This window comes from Microcoleus sp. B4-D4 (assembly GCF_036705185.1).
In the GTDB taxonomy this organism is placed as follows: Bacteria; Cyanobacteriota; Cyanobacteriia; order Cyanobacteriales; family Microcoleaceae; genus Microcoleus.
Window position 1 is genome coordinate 55,938 of sequence record NZ_JAUBTX010000022.1, and the last position, 17,516, is coordinate 73,453.

Below are 17,516 nucleotides of genomic sequence, written 5' to 3' on the forward strand. Positions count from 1 at the left end.
TTGTTGACGATAAAATAAGGCTTTCAAGAATTGAGATGAGAAATTTGAGAATCTAAAACGCATTATGAATTCAACATCCAAAATTGAAAATCCCAAATCCCCAGATGCCAAAATCGATCTGCGGGGGACTCCGTGTCCTTTGAACTTTGTCCGCACTAAACTGCGCTTGGAGCAAATGGCTCCGGGTGCTGTTTTGGAGGTGTGGCTGGATGCTGGGGAGCCGATCGAACAAGTGCCCGACAGTCTGAAAATGGAAGGCTACCAAATTCTAGAAACGCAGTTTGTCGCGGATGAGCCAGATGCGGGCTTTTTTGCGATGAAGGTGCAGCGCCCAGAAAACCAGGAAGCAGGATGATTCTAAATTCCTCCTCGATCGTCGGTACTGTAGTGGCTGTTCAGGCTAACTTTTACCGAGTCAGGTTAGATCCAGCCGCTGGGATTCACGAAAATATAGCCCTGGCGGATGCTCCAATTCTGCTGTGTACTCGCCGCACTCGACTGAAAAAAATTAATCAACAGGTGATGGTGGGCGATCGCGTGGTGGTAGACGAACCCGACTGGACTGACCGCCGGGGTGCAATTTCTGAAGTCTTCCCGCGCCAAACAGAACTCAACCGCCCGCCTGTAGCTAATGCCGATCGCATTCTCCTAGTTTTTGCCCTCGCCGAACCGAATTTAGACCCCGCATCATTAACTCGGTTTTTAGTCAAGGCAGAATCTACAGGTTTAGAGGTGAATTTGTGTTTGAACAAATGCGATTTAATTTCGCCCCAAGAGTTGGAACAGTGGCGCGATCGGCTTTCAAGCTGGGGCTACGAACCCATGTTTATTAGTGTTCGTAGCGGATTAGGAGTCCAGGAAGCTGTGGCTAATTTGCAAAATACAATTTATGTCAAACAAATAGTTTTTCAGCCTTTATCGGACAATATAGATAGTTGTATGTTGCCTTTTGAGGATAACTCCCTACAGGAAAATTCGGTTGCTCCGTTAGATGCGTTGAGTGCCGTACAAAATCCGTTGCCGAATTTGCTTGAGGGCCGCACCTCAGACAAAATAACGATAATTTGCGGCCCTTCTGGAGTGGGCAAGTCCAGCTTGATCAACCAACTAATTCCGGCGCTTAACCTGCGAGTGAACGCTGTTTCTGGCAAACTTGGCCGCGGACGCCACACGACTCGCCACGTCGAACTATTTGAACTCCCTGGTGGCGGACTGTTGGCGGATACTCCGGGCTTTAATCAGCCGGCTCTAGAATGCGATCCGTCGGAGTTAGCTGAATATTTCCCAGAAGCGCGCCAGAGGCTGGCTGGGGGTAGCTGCCAGTTTAGCGACTGTTCGCACCGAGACGAGCCTAACTGTGTGGTGCGGGGATCTTGGGAACGCTACCAGTATTACTTGAGTTTTCTGGAAGAGGCGATCGTCCGCCAACAAGCTTTGCAAAACTCCAGCAGCGCCGAATCGAGTTTGAAGCAGCAAACCAAGTCGGATGGTACGCAGCAGTACGAACCGAAACTGCTAACTAAAAAATATCGCCGCTCTTCGCGCCGCCTCCAACACCAGTCGCTGCAAGATATGTGTCAAGAAGATTTAGAGGAATTCTGAGGAGGTAGCGGCTCCCTCATCGCCCGCTAAAAAAGCCCCAAATATTACCAAGACTTACCCAGCAACCCGATTTGATAGAGCAAGAGCGCGGGCGATCGACTACCATAACTAACACCGTCGGTAGTGGGGACTTTAATCCGCAACTTGGAGCGGATTAAAGTCCCCACTACGAACCAATTGCGAGATGGGTCAATCGACCGGACACGAGATAAGATAATTCTTTGTGGCCCAACACCTCGCTAGCAAGACTCGGTTTCTTTAATCGCGAGAGGGTAAGTCCCTGAGTACATTAATAGCTAAAATTAAATGGTCGAGAATTTGTTAAAAAAATTAGAACAGAAGCAAAAATTAGCGGGTACTGCAGGAGCAACAAGATTGTGACTATTCAAGAACTTTTTCAAAAAGGCGGCCCCGCCATGTGGCCCCTGTTGGTGTTATCGATTCTATCTTTGAGTACAATTATCGAACGCTTGTGGTTCTGGGCGAGCCTCCTGAGCAAAGAAAAGCAAATAGTTAACCGCATTCTTGAAGCGGCCCGCAGCGATTGGGGGGCGGCTAACGAGATGGCCAGACAAGCTAACCGACAGCCGATCGGGCGATTTCTATCTGCACCCCTGCGCCTGTACAATCCTGAACCAGATTTATTTCGACTCGCGCTCGAAGCTGCAGCCGATGAAGAGTTGGCTTCGATGCGCCGCGGCGACAAAATCTTAGAAGCTACGATCGCTATAGCTCCATTGCTGGGCTTGCTGGGAACAGTTTTGGGCTTGATTAACTCGCTCAGTTCCATCCGTCTCGGCGATATCGGTACGGCGGCCACGAGTGGCGTCACTTTGGGGATTGGCGAGGCGCTGATCACTACTGCTTCTGGGATGGTAGTAGCAATTTTTACCTTGGTGTTTTATCGGATATTTCAAGCTTTTTTGTTCAACCAGGCAAAAATATTTCGCCGAGCCGGAAATGAACTGGAATTGCTTTACAGGCAATACTGGCCGGTGGCTAATGCTAAAGGTCGATCGCCTGATACAGAACACAACAATTCTTCCTTTGGTTCCGATGGTTTGAACAAGCGTTCTCTCAATTCTCAAGAATCGGGAGAACGGAAGCGGGAGCCAAAATTGAAAGGTTCCGATCATGGTGAAGATACACTTTCTAATAATTAGAATGATGGAGAACTAATGAAAATTAACTTAGATACTCCTGCTGAAGAGGCTCGGATTGAACTGGTGCCTTTAATTGATGTGATCTTTTGCATTCTGACGTTTTTTTTGCTGGCGGCTTTGCAACTGACTCGCCAGCAAGCGATTAATGTCGATTTGCCGAAGGCGAAGACGGGACAAACGCAGATGCGAGAAATGCTGATTGTCAGCATTGACGATTTCGGGCAAACTTATATCGACCAATTGCCTGTTAATTACCAACAGCTCGATCGAGTTTTAAAGAGTTTCCACACCACAAATCCTACGGGATTGACGGTTTTGTACGCCCCTCAAAATGCTAGATACTCCAAAGTGGTAGAGGTTTTAGACAAATTACGCGAGGTAGGGGGCGATCGAGTTGCCCTGGCCACTCTTCCTAGTTCGGCTGCTTCCCCGCAGCCAAATCCGTCGTTTCCCAATTCTGGCATTCCTGCGGCACCTTCGGGCAATATCGGTCAACCGCTGCCGTCTCCTGTGGCTCCGGGGCAGCAGCAGTTCAATCCCAATCAGTTTGAATCCCCTCTGCCAGCTCCTGGGCAACAGCAGTTCAATCCCAATCAGTTTGAATCCCCTCTACCAGCTCCTGGGCAGCCTAGCAACTCTGGCGCGAATCTGGGCATTCCTCCTGTTTCGCCGGCACCCACTGCTCCCAATTCCAGGCCTGGAGTCGCCACTCCACCGCAGAATGTCGGGCCCTCGAATTAGTCATTAGTCATTAGTCATTAGTCATTGGTCATTGGTCATTAGTAATTAGTCATTGGTCATTAGTCATTGGTCATTAGTCATTGGTCATTAGTCATTGGTCATTAGACCTCTTGCAAAATAATTTTATGCTATAATCAAGGGTTTGGCTTAAGTGGAGCAGATTGCAGGTTATAGCTAATTTTTAGGACATTTTGCTAAAAACAGCATAAAATGCTAAAAAGGTATTTTGTAGTTACACAATAAATCAATCATGAACAATCGATTTTATCAAAATTTAAAACCGGAGCAATTTAAACGGAGATTTGGTATCCAGATTCAAACCTTTAAAGAAATGGTTAACACTTTAGAACAATTCCGGCTAGAAAATCCTCAAGATAAACGAGGACGCCGAAGCGCCTTAACTCTTGAAGAACAAGTTTTAGTGGCCGATTAATATTGGCGAGAATATCGAACCTATTTTCATATGGGGACAAATTGGGGAGTATCCGAATCAACGATTTGCCGAATTGTAACTAACATTGAATCAACTTTAATGAAAACGGGAAAGTTTCGTATTCCGGGGAAAAAGGCATTACTCAAAGACTCTGATTATCCAGAAATCGTGGTGATGGATGTCACAGAAACCGCTATTGAACGACCTAAAAAAAAACAGAAGAGATATTCCTGTGGCAAGAAGAAATATCATACTCTAAAAACTCAATTGGTAATTAATCAAGAGACCAGAGAAATTATTTGCACTGCTTTTGGACCAGGGCATTGCCACGATTTTAACTTGTTTAAAAAAAGTAAAATTCATTTTCATCCCGAAACAAATAGCTTACAAGACAGTGGCTATCAAGGGATAAAGGATTATCACCCCAATAGTTATATCCCTAGAAAGAAACCTAAAAATGGGAAACTTTCTCGAATAGAAAAAGACTACAATCGAGTTCTAGCACAGGAGCGAATTGTGGTTGAACACGTTAATCGGAGTCTCAAAATTTTAAAAATATTGTCGAGTCGTTATCGGAATCGCCGTCGCCGTTATGGTCTGCGTTGTAATTTGTTGTCCGCACTTTACAATTATGAGTTAGCTTTCAGGTCTAAAATTCAAAACCTTTAATTATAACATAGATTTTTTTTGCAAGAGGTCTATTAGTCATCAGGAAGAGGGAAGAAAGAAGGAAGAGGGCTATAACGGCTTCGCGAGGGGGCAAAAAGAACGAAGAAGAAAAAACAGATATAATAGCAGTTCTCACTCTTGATGAGGTATTGATCCCTGAATTCCTCAATCCCCCAATTTCCCAATCTCAACTCTAAAACTTGTAGTGAGCGACTTGTGAGCCAGCGTAGCCGAAGCAAGCCGAAGTATTTAAAATCTAAAATCTCAACTCCTCGCCTGTTTGAGAAAGGCTATCAATAGAAATTCTCCCCCTCTCCCACTCTCCCAATCTCCCACTCTCCCCCTCTCCCACTCTCCCAATCTCCCACTCTCCCCCTCTCCCACACTCTCCCGGAGAGAAGCTTCGCCCGATTTGGTATAAAGCGCTTCAATTATTTTGGTTCGTACTGAGCCTTTTTTCTCTTCGTAAGTAGATAGAGTTATATAGCGGTTCTCACAAAAGTGAGGTATGCCCTATGTCCTATGCCCTATGCCCTATGCCCTATGCCCTATGCCGGATAGTACCTCATCTTTCGCTTGAAAGGCTATATATGCCTGCAGAAGGAACTTTTGCAGGCATTTCGCGTTCTCTATTGCTAAGTTATTTCTTGGGATAGAGGGTAATTTTGTCAAACAATTGTTACCTTTTGTAATATATACTAAAATGAGATGAGCCCGGAGGGCATCCTGAAACCAACGGTCGATCGCTGAAAAAGTTACAAATTGGGTCGATCCAGGTTTTTACTTTCAAGTCACCTTTACTTACAGAGGAGTCTTTCACCATGAGCCAGCCAGCAGAATTGTCTTTGGAACAACAATTTAGCCTGTGTTCCTTCAAAACACAGGTAAGTGACATGAGTCGCGAACAAGCTCAGGAGTTTTTGGTCAAGCTTTACGAGCAAATGATGTTGCGGGAAACTATGTACCGTCATTTTCTCAAACACCATTGGGGTTTAGAACCTAACCCTGGTGTTGAGTAGCACAGTCGCAGTAGGCGACCTCCGTCTCTTACTCTGTTCCCTCAGATGGAAAGGAGTTGGGGGTGATGGGGCGTCACTCTTTGAGCAGAATGTAGAAACCGGGCCTATGCAGAAAGTATCTGCACTGACTCAAGGTCGATCGGGAAAATTTCACTGTTTACTTTTTGATTCCCATCAATTTGAGGAGTCGATCCGAGCAATCTGTCTATCGACATTACACGATAGCGCAAAAATAATTGATTGCGTTTGGACTAGAAAAGTTGATGATTAATAATCAAGCGTTAATGTTTTAACCCCTTCAAAAAATTAACCAATTAAATATATTTGTCTGTAGTTGCAGCGGATGAGGTTTGAGAACAATGGTGCTAGTCGGACATTTGAGCGCGACTTCCGACTAGCAAGACTTTGAATTTTCAAATCAAACACTAGAACTCGTAAATGCTGACTCTTTGATATACTCACCGCCTTTTCATGTGCGGTGATGTTTGAAACGACCTTGGGTGATGCTAGCGAACCGCAGTTTGACTCTCGCTCGATCTCCACAGGCGACTCGTGGCAATGCCGTATCTCGAATTTTTAGACAGTCTAGCAAAAAGCCGTCGTCAAAGGACGGGGTTTTAGACCCAATTTTTCGATCGAGAGTTATTCCGGCTGACGTTCCAGAGTCGCCTCCATCGTACTGGTCAAATAATGACCAGACATGAGGCCGCTAGATTGATAGTAGCGATTGTCATCAACGCGGTGAAGGGTATCAAAGCCCGTCCGCCGCTGGCGTTCGTCTCCCAGTACCCAGTAACGCTGGACGATCGACTGGGGAGCAATCCAACCTTCGCCCTCGACGCGGCCGAGTTCGCTGTGTTGGAGTACAAAAGTGTACTGCCGTTCATCGCTGTTGAGGTGTCCTCGGTAATTCAAAATAATCTCTTCACGATCGCCTCCAGGAAAAATGAGCTTCGTCACCATATTGAACCAATCTGTTCGGTTCCAGCTCACTAAAGTTTTGCCTTTAACCGTAATTGGCACGCCATTGCGCTCAATCCAACTTCCTTCGAGCGTCCATTGGCCAGATTCCATTAAAAACGTGTGAGCCACAGTGCTGTTCCTATGCTTTTCCTGCTGGCTACAATACGGGTGCAACAACGCACAGCCGTTGTCGCTCAGACTATATGCTATCACGCCCAACCGTGCCAACAAGAGTTAATTTCCCCTAAAAGTACCGGTGCCCGGGCGCCAGTCACTTGAGGCAGATTGCCGGGAATACCCCGAACCCGCCATGCGGCTAAAACCGCGAAAGCGATCGCCTCTTTAAAATCTACACTCAAGCCTGCCTCAGAAGTAGTTAACACTTGGACTGGATGCAATTGAGATTGCAATCGGCGTTTTAAGTAGAGATTGTGGCTACCGCCTCCGCACAGTAAAACTCGATCGGGCATTGCCGGCAAAAAAGTTTGGTAACTGCGAACGATCGAAGCCACAGTAAGTTCTGTCAAAGTAGCTAGCACATCAGCAGGACTGAGATTGTAAGCGGATGCCTCTAGCAAACAACAGTTAAAATAGTCTACACCAAATAACTCTCGCCCTGTAGATTTGGGCGGTGCTTGGGTGAAAAAATCTTGCTGCAGCCAATCCTCGACTAAAGCTTGACAGGGAGTGCCGGTTGCCGCCCACTCTCCACCTGAGTCGATCGTCAAAGAGCCCCCAGAAAAGTGTACCGCTGCCAAGTCTAACAGCGAATTTGCAGGCCCTGTATCCCAACCCAAGATACCATCTCCCAGATCAGAAACTTCCGACTCGTGGTTGTTTTCCATCTTTTCCCTGGCTGGGAGATAGGCAACATTGCCAATTCCCCCCAAATTTTGGATGCAGAGACTGCGGTTGGGTTCTGCCAGCAGGCACGCATCAACAATGGGGACTAAGGGTGCTCCTTGACCCCCTGCTGCAATGTCTGCCGATCGAAAATTGCTCACAGTAGTAATGCCTGTCAATTCGGCAATTAGCGCGCCCCGCCCGAGTTGCAAGCTGTAGCCCATGAACCCATCTGCAAGATTGTTCTCTCCTGTCCCTGGCGGTCGGTGGTAGACGGTTTGACCATGAGAGCCGATCAATTCTGCCTGATCATGTCCCGCTTGAATTGTCAAGGCCGCGCTGGCAAATTGTCGAGCAATGGCATCATCTAATTGGGCGAGTTCAGCCATTGACAAAGCCGAACCACTGCAAACCGAGAGAATTTGCGATCGCAAATTAGCAGGATAAGGGAAAGTTTGACCTGCCACCAACTTTACTTTTAAGTCTGTTTGGGAACCGACCACATCCACCAAAGCAGCATCTATACCATCAACTGACGTGCCGCTGATCAAACCTATAACGCGAACCATTCGATTTTAGATTTTAGATTTTAGATTTTTAGATTTTAGATTTTTAGATTTGGAGATTTTTAGATAATCTTGGACGCACTCCAGACAAAGAAACGGTTTTTTTTACCGTGATTGCGGATTATAGTGAAGGATTTTCGTCCATCAAACTGAGTTTCTGTCCCCTGTGCGTGCAGGAGTGTTAGATTTTTAGGTTGGGAGATTTAGAGATGGGGAGATTTAGAGTGGGGTGCGCGAGGGCGCGAGGGTGCGAGGATATTATTTGAGGTCGATCGTCACGATCACCACAGTAATATTATCGCGTCCCCCTTTATCCTTAGCTGCTTCAATCAAAGCAGTTGCTGCACCCTCGCCGGCGCGAATCGACTTCAGAGGCGAAGCAATCAAAGGATCGGAAAGCTCTTCAGTCAAGCCGTCACTGCAAAGCAGCAAACGATCCCCTGGCTTTACATCCACCGGCAGAATATCTATCTCCTGCAAATCATCGCGGCCCAAACACTGGGACAAAACGTGACGCCAAGGATGGTGTCGAGCCTGATCAGGAGTCAAGGCCTTTCTTTTGACAGCCTGAGCCACCCAAGTCTGGTCTTCAGTAATCTGCTCCAAGCGAGGCCCGTGCAGCCGGTACAAGCGAGAGTCCCCGATATTAGCGCACCAAGGCCTGCCCTCATCCCTAAAGATCAGAACCACAGCCGTAGTCCCCATATCACCACGTTCGGGATGTTCTAGCTGATCCGTCAAAATTGCTTGATTGGCGATTAAAAAAGCCTTTTCCAACAAATGCACAGAATCCTCGGGCCCTTCCCAATGTTCGAGCAAATAAGATTGAATGGCCCCAGTCGCTATCCGGCTTGCTTCTTGGCCTCCGGCGTGTCCTCCCATTCCGTCTGCCACTATGAAAAATCGCCCGTCAGGATCTATGTAGTACGAATCCTGATTTACGGAACGAACTAGCCCTGTGTCTGTCTTACCTGCGAAAGAGCGTTTCATCAGAAAAATGGGTTGGAAACCCCGTCCTTCTAGGACGGCTTTACAATTTAATTTGCACGGAGCGCCACGAGTTGTAGGACAAAAACTTACAATCTGCGGGCGATGCGTTTTGAGTGAGACGCTTGCCAGTTTTTAAATCGTGCAAGCTAATTGTTTTCCGGTACTGGTCTTTTTTTGTTGGCGACTCTTGCCAGCCTCCAACGTAACAAAAACCGTATTTAGGGTGTTTAACAATTGAACCGCGCTTAAACCCGACACTAATTGTACCACCGTATCTAGATCGGACATGGCCGGTAGAATATTGCAAGCGATGGAGTTGTCTGCGATGAAATTCAAGGGGGACAATCTCAATTAGCGATGAGTTGTCGGGTTGAATGTGTCCTCCCACGTACCAATTAGCCAACACCCAAGAATCAACACAATGTGCTTCAAACTTTTTTGATAGCTTCTGTTTAGATTTTTTGAGTCCTAATTTTTGACGCAGTTCATAAGTGTCGTTTCCCGATCTAATCTCAAGATGGGCAATCTTTATAAGTAGGCCGTAAAACCAGTGTTTACCCACTTCCAAAGGACTAAACGATACGTTCCACTTACGTCCGTTTTTCCACGTTCGCGCTTTGATGTCCTCCACAACAAATGTTGATATCGGAAACATCAACGTTAGCCAGTTAACTATTCTCAACTTCCACTGCCACCGCGCTTTAGTTGATGGAGGAATACGGTTTTTATTGACTAGCCGATTAGCTCGATTTTGACGGCATGGAGTATTACGAAAGCGTCTTGCCCGTCGCATATTGCGCCTTACTTCAACGCGGTCTTTCACCCAGTCAACAGCATGAGTTTGAATGTTTAAGTAAGTATGCGATTTGGATTTAACGGTAAATCCTTCGCGCTTGCTACCCGGATCGATGCCTACCGCAATGGGTTGATAATTGTGGCTTGAAGGTTCTATATTCAATCGAACACAAAATACACCCGAATTCCAGAATGGTGTTGCCTTACCCGACTTAATCCAGCGCTTTGCGCGACTTGGGGTAGTCGGCATTAACGGTCTATTTTCACTGTTTACAACGGGTACAAACATTTACGGTAAGTCCTATTTCTAGGTATATATTTCCCTTCGCCACTGACTGCCAAAGTGGTTAAGAACTAGGGAGGCATTCTTAACGTTTTGTGAGATACCACTCTCAGGCAGTTCAGTTGGTCTTTTAAAGACGCAGGCTAGACACTGTTTTGGTCTTGAATTTGGAGGGTGGTGAGCCTTCCTCTTTCAAGCCCCATGCCTTCAGGCTGGGGTTTATGACCGAACTTAAAAGCTTGATTTAACTGGTGCAATTTTTGATGACAAAACTTAAATCGCGAACGAAACTTAAAATTTCTGTTGCCCGCGATCGCCCGTTTTTAAAAAAATGCACTTCCTTGACCCCATATTGTAGATCGTCTGGTGCTAATCGCGTCTTAAATTTTCCGGTAACTTTGAGAAACATTTCAGCCAAAACATAACATCCGAACATCCGAGGCTAAGTTTTGGCTGGCGAGAAATCTCCAACCAGAAATTTCCGATTTCAAATTGCGCGCTATGACATCCTATCAGCGCGATCGATCCGCTTGAACAAACGCAGCAGAGCCAACCCCGTACCAGCAGCAAGAACAGCCACAGCCACAGCAGGCAAAACTTGATTGCTGACAAACAAAATTGTCGCCGACAAAGTAAAAGCACTCATCATCAAAGTATAATTCGTGCTCATTTGAACGCTGGTCATGCGGCGGAGCAATCGCTCTGTTTCGGCAGAACGGACGCGAATCCGTAAATCTCCCTGTTCGAGTTTATCGATAGTCTCCTCAATCCGGCGGGGCAAGCCCAAGGCAGTCGAACTCACCTGAGCCGCCTGACGGCCGATTTCGTTAAAAATGCTGCTACTTGCATCAGAACCATTTCCATTAGTCATAAGCTGCATGGCAAAAGGTTGTGCCACCTCCATAAAGTTGAACTCTGGATCTAAACCCCTGCCTACCCCTTCGATGGTAGAAAAAGCTCGCATTACAAAAGTAAAGGTAGCTGGGAACCGAAAAGGTTGGTTGTAGGCAATATCGTAAAGGTCGTCAGTAATCGCGCTCACGGACTGATTTTCAAAAGGCTTGTCCATGAAGTTATCCAGCATATACTGAATGCTGCGGCGCACCGGACTCATATCACCCGTAGGAACCAAAGCGCCCAAATTGATCAGAGAATCCATAATCCGCTGTCCATCTTTGGAAGCAATGCCGTAGAGAGTCTCCATGAGTCCTTCGCGGACATTCGACTGAATTTGCCCCATCATGCCAAAATCGTAGAAAATCAGAACTCCGTCAGCACTAACAGCGATATTGCCGGGGTGTGGGTCAGCGTGGAAAAAGCCATCATTGAGCAACTGCCGCAAATAAGCTTTCGCGCCCAACTGAGCGATTAATTTGCGATCGATACCTGCGGCTTCGAGAGCTTCGTAGTGGCTGATTTTAATCCCCGGCAGGTATTCCAAAGTCAGCACTCGGGGGGCGGCGTACCGCCAATAAACCCGCGGCACCAGCACCCAGTCGCAGGTGCTAAAATTACGGCGAAAAGTATCAGCATTGCGGCCTTCATGGAGATAGTCAATTTCCAGCCAGAGAATGCGACAGCACTCCTCATAAATCCCTATCCAATCTCGGCCTTGGCCCCACTTAGGATGATTTTGAAAGTAACGAGCAATTCCCTTAAGAATTTGCAAATCTATTTCAAATAGCTTCCGCAGTCCTGGCCGCTGCACCTTGACTACAACTTCCTGGCCAGAGTGAAGTTGAGCTTTGTGTACCTGACCCAAACTGGCCGCGGCCAGGGGCACGGGGTCAAAGCTGCGGTAGAGTTCTTGAACTGTTTTGCCCAAATCTTGCTCGACAATTGCCTCTAACTTTTCGTAGCTAAAAGCAGGCACTTTATCTTGCAGTTTAGAGAGCTCTTCGACAAACTCTGCGGGGAACAAGTCGGCGCGGGTGGAAAATAATTGGCCTACTTTAATGAAAGTGGGGCCCAAATCCAATAGTGTTTCTCGAACCCAGATTGCTTGAAAGCGCCGTCTGGCAACTTTTTTTTCTTCTGTGACGCCTCCCCAGTAGCTCCAGTTTTTGCTGTCGAACCACAGCGAAGCCAGCCAGAGCAGGACAAAGGCCCAAATGTCGAAGAAGCGTCGCTGCCGGGAGTATTTTTCGCGATTCCAGCGATAAGCTTTACTTTTGTAGGATTTAGCAGCAGTTTTTGGCTCATCGCCCTCGCCAGTGCGCTTGGGGGGGCGCTGGCGATCAACAGAGTCATTAAGGAGAGCAGACACTTGGGTTCCCAAATTGCTTATTTTATGTTGTTGCTTTGATGGCAGGTTGGAGCGCAGGAGCGCGTTGTCTTGCGCTCGCGCGGTTGTAAATAGTAGTTCGATCGCCCTTTTTTAAGGCAAACTGCTGCGGTAGCGCTGCAATTGCGATCGCACCAAAGCAACTTCGGCGCGCAGCTCGTCAATAGTCACTTGCAGCTCAGCAGGATGGATGTCTTGAATGGTAGTGCTGGTGGTTGCATTACCGGTTCTGGTTTGCATCGCTTCCTCGGCCGATCGATTAGCGCGTTCCACAACTCGATCTGTAAATTGGCGCAGACGTTCTCTTTGTTCCGCGTCAAATTTACCTAGTTGAGAAAAAGCGTTCGTTGCCACGCTTTCTAATTGCTCGTATAGTGCTTCAGCAACTGCTCTGCCTACAAAAAAAGCATGAACTGGGGGTTTACTCATAAAAAAATCTCTGTACGCTTCCGCAACAAATTATAACTTGCTTATCCTCGATGGTGCTTCCAAACAAAGGAAGATTGTGGAAATTGATGCAGGACAATATCTCTGCCTGGAAACAAACAAATTTTTTCGAGCGGGCGATCGACTGACACTCCAGTCATCCGGGATGCGACCTCTACCATCGATTTGATTTTCAGAACCGTTGTTGCTAACTACTTTTTCAACCGAGTAGATGTGGCAGCCGCAACAGGAAACATCACATAACTTGTGCGCCCGTGCCTATATCTTAACATAATTCCTAAAAAATATCAAAGGTTTATACATTTTTTTTCTAGAGGCATTTCGATCGCAGGTGGCATAGGAAATATGCAGTCGAGTCAAGTCGAGGTTGTGGGGATTAGCAAATTCCGAAAGCAGGTTTTGCGGTTTGGTGCTTTGCCTCCAAAGGCGTTATTTTCAAGAAACAATCCATCGATATTTACTGATTCATCAAAGCAATTAGTCGCCGGCAACTTTAACCAACAAAAATAATACACCTGTGGCACTCACAAACAATCTAAAATTATCTGCGTTTATCCGCATTCCATCTGCCTTGAATCTGCGGTTTATGTATTAAAAGCGAGGACTTATGCAGCTCAAGTCTCAGACTAATTTGTCGTAGGTTCTGGTAAAGGCAAAGGGGTTTCTGTCACAGGGGGAGGCGAGTAAGGAGCGATCGAACTATCGGAATTCGTATCATTTTGGCTGGGTATTGGCGGTGTTGGCGACGCTACTGATGGCGGCGACACAATTTCAGGACTCGGCACCGCAGGCGGGGCGGGTGCGGGAGGTGAGTAGCTGGGAGGTTCCGGCGGTAGGGGCGCAACTTCCGGTATCGGTGCGGCCGCTGGTTGCGGTGCTGGCTCGATTTGGGTTTGAGCCTCGGGAATTGGGGGTTCGGAAGGCGGCGCTTCGGGTTCGGGCGTGGGGGATATTGAAGGCTCCGGTTCTGGCTCTGGGGCGGGAGTTTCGGGGCTTGGCAACTCTGAAGGTGGGGTGCTAGCTGCTTCGGGCTCGATCGGTTCGGGAAGGTTGCTGCTGTCTGAGGTGGGTTTGGGGCGCTTGTTAAGTTCGATCGGGTAGAGAGGACTGCTTTCGACAGAGGGCTGCCCGAACATCGGCCCTGACAAATCGCGGGATTTGAGCAAATCTTCGAGAGATGGGAAGGATTGAGTTGTGGATCGGGTGCTGCTGAGACTGGTGCTGTTGTAGCGCCATGCTAGGTCAAAACCCATCCAGCCTGCAATGACAGCCGTTACGACAAACGCCAGCAAAGTCAACGAAGGCGGGGGAGGTGCGGGCAATTGCAGGCTTTGCTTGTCTTTTTTTTCTGCTTGTACTCTTTCTGTGTCTTGCAGCATGGTAAGCCAATTTTCCATTGTCTGGGGGCGCTTTTGGGGGTCGGTTTCGAGTCCCTGAAGGATTGCTCGCTCGATGGCGGGGCTGAGGTTGGGCACAAATTGTCGCAAAGAAGCTAGGGGAATTCGATCGCGCAGGGGGGCTGCTACGGGGGGCACGCCGGAGAGCAAGTAGTAAAAGGTGGCGGCGATCGCGTAGATGTCTGTGGCCGGTGTACATTTACCGTCATAGAGGTATTGTTCGATCGGCGCGTACCCAGGGGACAGCAAGTTAATCTGAGCGTATTTAGTGCCGGCGATAAAGTCGCGGGCAATACCGAAATCTATTAACATTACGACATCAGAATCGGCTCGCCGGATCAAATTTTCGGGCTTGATGTCTCGGTGTAGCAATCCGCTGTGGTGAACTGTACTTACGGCTGAGGCTATTTGACGAATATAATGCAGCGCCTGGTCTTCTGGCAGCGGTTGACCGGCTTCGACGATGTGGGCGAGAGTTTGGCCGGGAATGTAGTCCATCGCGATAAAAGACTGTCCGGCTTCTTCAAAAAAGTCGATTGCTCTGACGATGTTGGAATGCTGACATCTGGACAGGCGTCGGGCTTCGGCAATAAACTGCTGTTGAAATTGGGCTGATGCTGGGTGTTGGCGCAGACTTTCGTTGAGGGTTTTGAGTACAACGGTTTGGTTTAAATGGGTATGGATAGCTCGGTAAGTGATGCCGAACCCTCCTATGCCTAAAGTCGCGTTGACTCTGTATTTGCCTTGTTGCAGGACTGTTGCTGGCGCTAAGTTCATCTTTTGTTGATGCCGTTTCCCAAACTATGCTACCGCTTTTGGGGGATTTCGCAGAGTTTAGGTCGCAGGGGGGCGATCGATCTGCGCCGTTGTTGTAGCTTGAGCTTGAGCAACCTCTTTAAATCTTTGCATCCCCACGTCATTCTATAGCGGTTATCAAAAAAGTGAGGTATGCCCTATGCCCGGTTTGGCCTATGCCCGGTTTGGCCTATCCCCACGAGAGTACCTTATATGAGAGCACAGAAAGGCTATATCTGTAGTAGGTATTGCGAAACTTAAGGCCCCAGCTTGCCAATAAAAATCCCGCTCTTGTGGAACGGGAAAGCCATCAGGGTGCATCTATTATTTATTAATATAGTTGATGAGGGGTCTCACCCCCTTTTGTTTTAACAAATCTTTATAATTAGGAAATTTCTGTAAAGATTTAGGTTGTTATTTTAATTGTGATCAATATTATGGTAATAAAGATTGCCGAATCGCGATCTTGAGCTTAAAAAAATAAAAAAGGATCAACTCACTAAAGTTGGAAACAAAGACATCAGAGATGATATGATGTGACCCATGATTCCAGCCTAATCGGGGAAACACCTAAATTCATCTTGGTTAATGGAATAAAGCAGGGATTGTGAAAGCGATGGTTTGTCAGAAACTCGTTAAGTTAGCAGTTAGTCCACCTTAAGAGCGGTGTAGGTTGATGGTGTCTGTGGTGAACCCACGCAGTAGAGGCGTGTGGCATCTGATAGGCATTTTTCAGAAAGTATTTCAACACAATCCAATATTTGCTAGTAGGTAACGTTCACAGGCCGTGAGCGTGGATCTATCTATTTTTTCGGTTGATCGCTAATCAAGGAGAAACTTTTGAATATTCAAGTCCTAAAACGGGAATGGTTCTCAAATGTGAGAGCTGATATTTTGGCAGGAACAGTGGTCGCTTTGGCACTAATTCCAGAGGCGATCGCCTTTTCAATTATTGCTGGTGTCGATCCCAAAATAGGACTGTATGCCTCATTTATCATTGCCATGACGACGGCAATCTTCGGTGGACGACCGGGCTTAATTTCAGCAGCCACAGGTGCAATGGCATTGTTAATGATCCAGTTGGTGAAGGATCACGGCTTGGAGTATTTGTTAGCAGCTACTCTTTTGACTGGAGTGTTGCAAATTCTGTTTGGGGTACTGAAATTGGGGCGACAGATGAAGTACGTGCCCCGTGCAGTAATGGTTGGATTTGTCAATGCCCTAGCGATTTTGATTTTCATGGCGCAGTTGCCGCAATTAACTAACGTACCTGTGACGGTATATGTGATTACAGCGCTCTCCCTGGCAATTATCTATATCTTGCCTCGCTTTACGAAAGCGGTGCCTTCGTCATTGGTGGCAATTGTGGTGATGACTGTTGCTGCGATCGCCCTTAAACTCAAGGTTCCCACTGTGGGCGATATGGGGGAATTGCCCAGTGCTTTGCCCTTTTTTGCTCTACCAAAAGTGCCATTAAATCTGGAAACCTTGGAGATTATCTTTCCCTACGCCTTGACACTGGCGATCGTCGGTTTGTTGGAATCACTGCTGACGGCTTCACTGCTGGATGAACTCACTGACACACCAAGCGATAAAAACCAGGAAGCTAAGGGTCAAGGCATTGCCAATATCATCACTGGGTTCTTTGGCGGGATGGCAGGGTGCGCCATGATTGGGCAATCGGTGATTAATATTCAGTCTGGCGGACGGGGAAGACTCTCAACCTTTGTTGCGGGTGTTTTTCTGCTATTTTTCATTCTTGTCTTGGGAACTTGGGTCAAGCAAATGCCGATGGCCGTCTTGGTTGCTGTGATGATTATGGTGTCGATCGGGACATTTAGCTGGGCATCAATTAAGAATATTTCCCGCACGCCTCGGAGTGAAACCGCCGTGATGATTACAACTGTTTTGATCACGGTGTTAACTCATAACTTAGCCCTTGGCGTGATCGCGGGAATTGTGATGAGTACGGTGTTCTTTTCTCGCAAGATTGCTAAGTTGGTGTTTGTGGATAAAACGCTCAGTGCTGATGGCAGCCATCGCACTTATAACGTCGCTGGGCAAATTTTCTTTGTGTCGGTACATGATTTTTTAGAGGCGTTTGATTTCCAAGAAGTGGTCGATCGCGTCACGCTCGATCTTAGGCACGCTCACCTATGGGATCAAGGGGCAGTTGTGGCGATCGATCGAGTAGTGATTAAATTCCGCCGTAATGGTGCAGAGGTTGATCTGATTGGGTTGAATGAAGCAAGTGCCACATTGATCGATCGATTGGCAATACACAACAGCCCCGATGCGGTGAAAGAAATGTCAGGACATTAAAATCAATCGCTTAAATAGGTCGGCGCTGTCAAATGCAACTATGTAAACAAACGATAGTCAAGTATCAAAATACCAAGAAAGCATGACTAGGAGACGCTGTTTACATACAATTACATAGTTCAGTTTAATCCCGCCGACCTACTTATGTCACAGAGCCAGACATGAGCCTACTATTGCAGATGCTGGAATCGATCGCATCCAGTG

14 protein-coding genes and 1 pseudogene are annotated in these 17,516 nt (G+C 47.2%); 7 read left to right on the forward strand and 8 right to left on the reverse strand.

The window, feature by feature from the left end; all coding sequences use genetic code 11:
- Nucleotides 1-64 precede the first annotated feature (64 nt).
- The 6 genes and pseudogenes from QUB13_RS17240 to QUB13_RS17265 all read left to right on the forward strand — a co-directional run bounded on the left by QUB13_RS17240 (nt 65) and on the right by QUB13_RS17265 (nt 5,627).
- A complete protein-coding gene (locus QUB13_RS17240) occupies nt 65-355 on the forward strand; it encodes a sulfurtransferase TusA family protein (RefSeq protein WP_194009429.1) in 291 nt (96 codons plus the stop codon).
- Nucleotides 352-1,602, forward strand: a complete 1,251-nt coding sequence (gene rsgA / locus QUB13_RS17245; protein WP_333382805.1) for a ribosome small subunit-dependent GTPase A — start codon at nt 352-354, stop codon at nt 1,600-1,602. Before QUB13_RS17240 ends, rsgA begins: the two co-directional genes overlap by 4 nt.
- A gap of 377 nt (nt 1,603-1,979) precedes the next feature.
- A complete protein-coding gene (locus QUB13_RS17250; protein WP_333382807.1) occupies nt 1,980-2,765 on the forward strand; it encodes a MotA/TolQ/ExbB proton channel family protein in 786 nt (261 codons plus the stop codon).
- A 15-nt stretch (nt 2,766-2,780) separates the two neighbouring features.
- Nucleotides 2,781-3,506: an ExbD/TolR family protein gene (locus tag QUB13_RS17255; protein WP_333382809.1), complete on the forward strand. Its 726-nt coding sequence runs from the start codon at nt 2,781-2,783 to the stop codon at nt 3,504-3,506.
- A gap of 250 nt (nt 3,507-3,756) precedes the next feature.
- A pseudogene (locus QUB13_RS17260) lies at nt 3,757-4,608 on the forward strand (IS5 family transposase).
- Nucleotides 4,609-5,429: 821 nt separating this feature from the next.
- Nucleotides 5,430-5,627 carry an NblA/ycf18 family protein gene (locus QUB13_RS17265; protein WP_006635253.1) on the forward strand — a complete coding sequence of 66 codons (198 nt, stop codon included), beginning with the start codon at nt 5,430-5,432 and terminating at the stop codon, nt 5,625-5,627.
- Nucleotides 5,628-6,269: 642 nt separating this feature from the next.
- Here the strand turns inward: QUB13_RS17265 and QUB13_RS17270 are convergent.
- The 8 genes from QUB13_RS17270 to QUB13_RS17305 form a co-directional block, all read right to left on the reverse strand.
- The gene (locus tag QUB13_RS17270) at nt 6,270-6,701 is read right to left on the reverse strand and encodes a hypothetical protein (protein ID WP_228042303.1); all 432 of its coding nucleotides are present in this window, start codon (nt 6,699-6,701) and stop codon (nt 6,270-6,272) included.
- Between the two features lie 98 nt (nt 6,702-6,799).
- Nucleotides 6,800-8,002 (reverse strand): anhydro-N-acetylmuramic acid kinase, encoded by a 1,203-nt coding sequence (locus QUB13_RS17275; protein WP_333382811.1) that lies wholly within the window; start codon nt 8,000-8,002, stop codon nt 6,800-6,802.
- A 255-nt stretch (nt 8,003-8,257) separates the two neighbouring features.
- Nucleotides 8,258-8,989: a PP2C family protein-serine/threonine phosphatase gene (locus QUB13_RS17280; RefSeq protein ID WP_333194649.1), complete on the reverse strand. Its 732-nt coding sequence runs from the start codon at nt 8,987-8,989 to the stop codon at nt 8,258-8,260.
- A gap of 40 nt (nt 8,990-9,029) precedes the next feature.
- On the reverse strand, nt 9,030-10,073 hold the full coding sequence (locus QUB13_RS17285) for an RRXRR domain-containing protein (protein ID WP_333382813.1): 1,044 nt from the start codon (nt 10,071-10,073) through the stop codon (nt 9,030-9,032).
- Nucleotides 10,074-10,566: 493 nt separating this feature from the next.
- Nucleotides 10,567-12,333 carry an ABC1 kinase family protein gene (locus QUB13_RS17290; RefSeq protein WP_333382815.1) on the reverse strand — a complete coding sequence of 589 codons (1,767 nt, stop codon included), beginning with the start codon at nt 12,331-12,333 and terminating at the stop codon, nt 10,567-10,569.
- 111 nt (nt 12,334-12,444) lie between these two features.
- A complete protein-coding gene (locus QUB13_RS17295; protein WP_333093314.1) occupies nt 12,445-12,780 on the reverse strand; it encodes a DUF6825 family protein in 336 nt (111 codons plus the stop codon).
- 41 nt (nt 12,781-12,821) lie between these two features.
- Nucleotides 12,822-12,959, reverse strand: a complete 138-nt coding sequence (locus QUB13_RS17300; RefSeq protein WP_333382817.1) for a hypothetical protein — start codon at nt 12,957-12,959, stop codon at nt 12,822-12,824.
- Between the two features lie 465 nt (nt 12,960-13,424).
- On the reverse strand, nt 13,425-14,972 hold the full coding sequence (locus QUB13_RS17305) for a serine/threonine protein kinase (protein ID WP_333382820.1): 1,548 nt from the start codon (nt 14,970-14,972) through the stop codon (nt 13,425-13,427).
- A gap of 858 nt (nt 14,973-15,830) precedes the next feature.
- On the opposite strand from QUB13_RS17305, the gene QUB13_RS17310 reads away from it, so the two are divergent.
- Nucleotides 15,831-17,312, forward strand: coding sequence for a SulP family inorganic anion transporter (locus QUB13_RS17310; protein WP_333382822.1), 1,482 nt, complete (start codon nt 15,831-15,833; stop codon nt 17,310-17,312).
- The last annotated feature ends 204 nt before the right edge of the window (nt 17,313-17,516 follow it).

Coding starts and splice junctions, on each gene's coding strand:
- QUB13_RS17300 (WP_333382817.1), bottom strand. CDS start 12,959: ATGGTAGAGGTCGCATCCCGGATGACTGGAGTGTCAGTCGATCGCCCG.
- QUB13_RS17280 (WP_333194649.1), bottom strand. CDS start 8,989: ATGAAACGCTCTTTCGCAGGTAAGACAGACACAGGGCTAGTTCGTTCC.
- QUB13_RS17275 (WP_333382811.1), bottom strand. CDS start 8,002: ATGGTTCGCGTTATAGGTTTGATCAGCGGCACGTCAGTTGATGGTATA.
- QUB13_RS17305 (WP_333382820.1), bottom strand. CDS start 14,972: ATGAACTTAGCGCCAGCAACAGTCCTGCAACAAGGCAAATACAGAGTC.
- rsgA (WP_333382805.1), top strand. CDS start 352: ATGATTCTAAATTCCTCCTCGATCGTCGGTACTGTAGTGGCTGTTCAG.
- QUB13_RS17270 (WP_228042303.1), bottom strand. CDS start 6,701: ATGGAATCTGGCCAATGGACGCTCGAAGGAAGTTGGATTGAGCGCAAT.
- QUB13_RS17265 (WP_006635253.1), top strand. CDS start 5,430: ATGAGCCAGCCAGCAGAATTGTCTTTGGAACAACAATTTAGCCTGTGT.
- QUB13_RS17255 (WP_333382809.1), top strand. CDS start 2,781: ATGAAAATTAACTTAGATACTCCTGCTGAAGAGGCTCGGATTGAACTG.
- QUB13_RS17295 (WP_333093314.1), bottom strand. CDS start 12,780: ATGAGTAAACCCCCAGTTCATGCTTTTTTTGTAGGCAGAGCAGTTGCT.
- QUB13_RS17285 (WP_333382813.1), bottom strand. CDS start 10,073: ATGTTTGTACCCGTTGTAAACAGTGAAAATAGACCGTTAATGCCGACT.
- QUB13_RS17240 (WP_194009429.1), top strand. CDS start 65: ATGAATTCAACATCCAAAATTGAAAATCCCAAATCCCCAGATGCCAAA.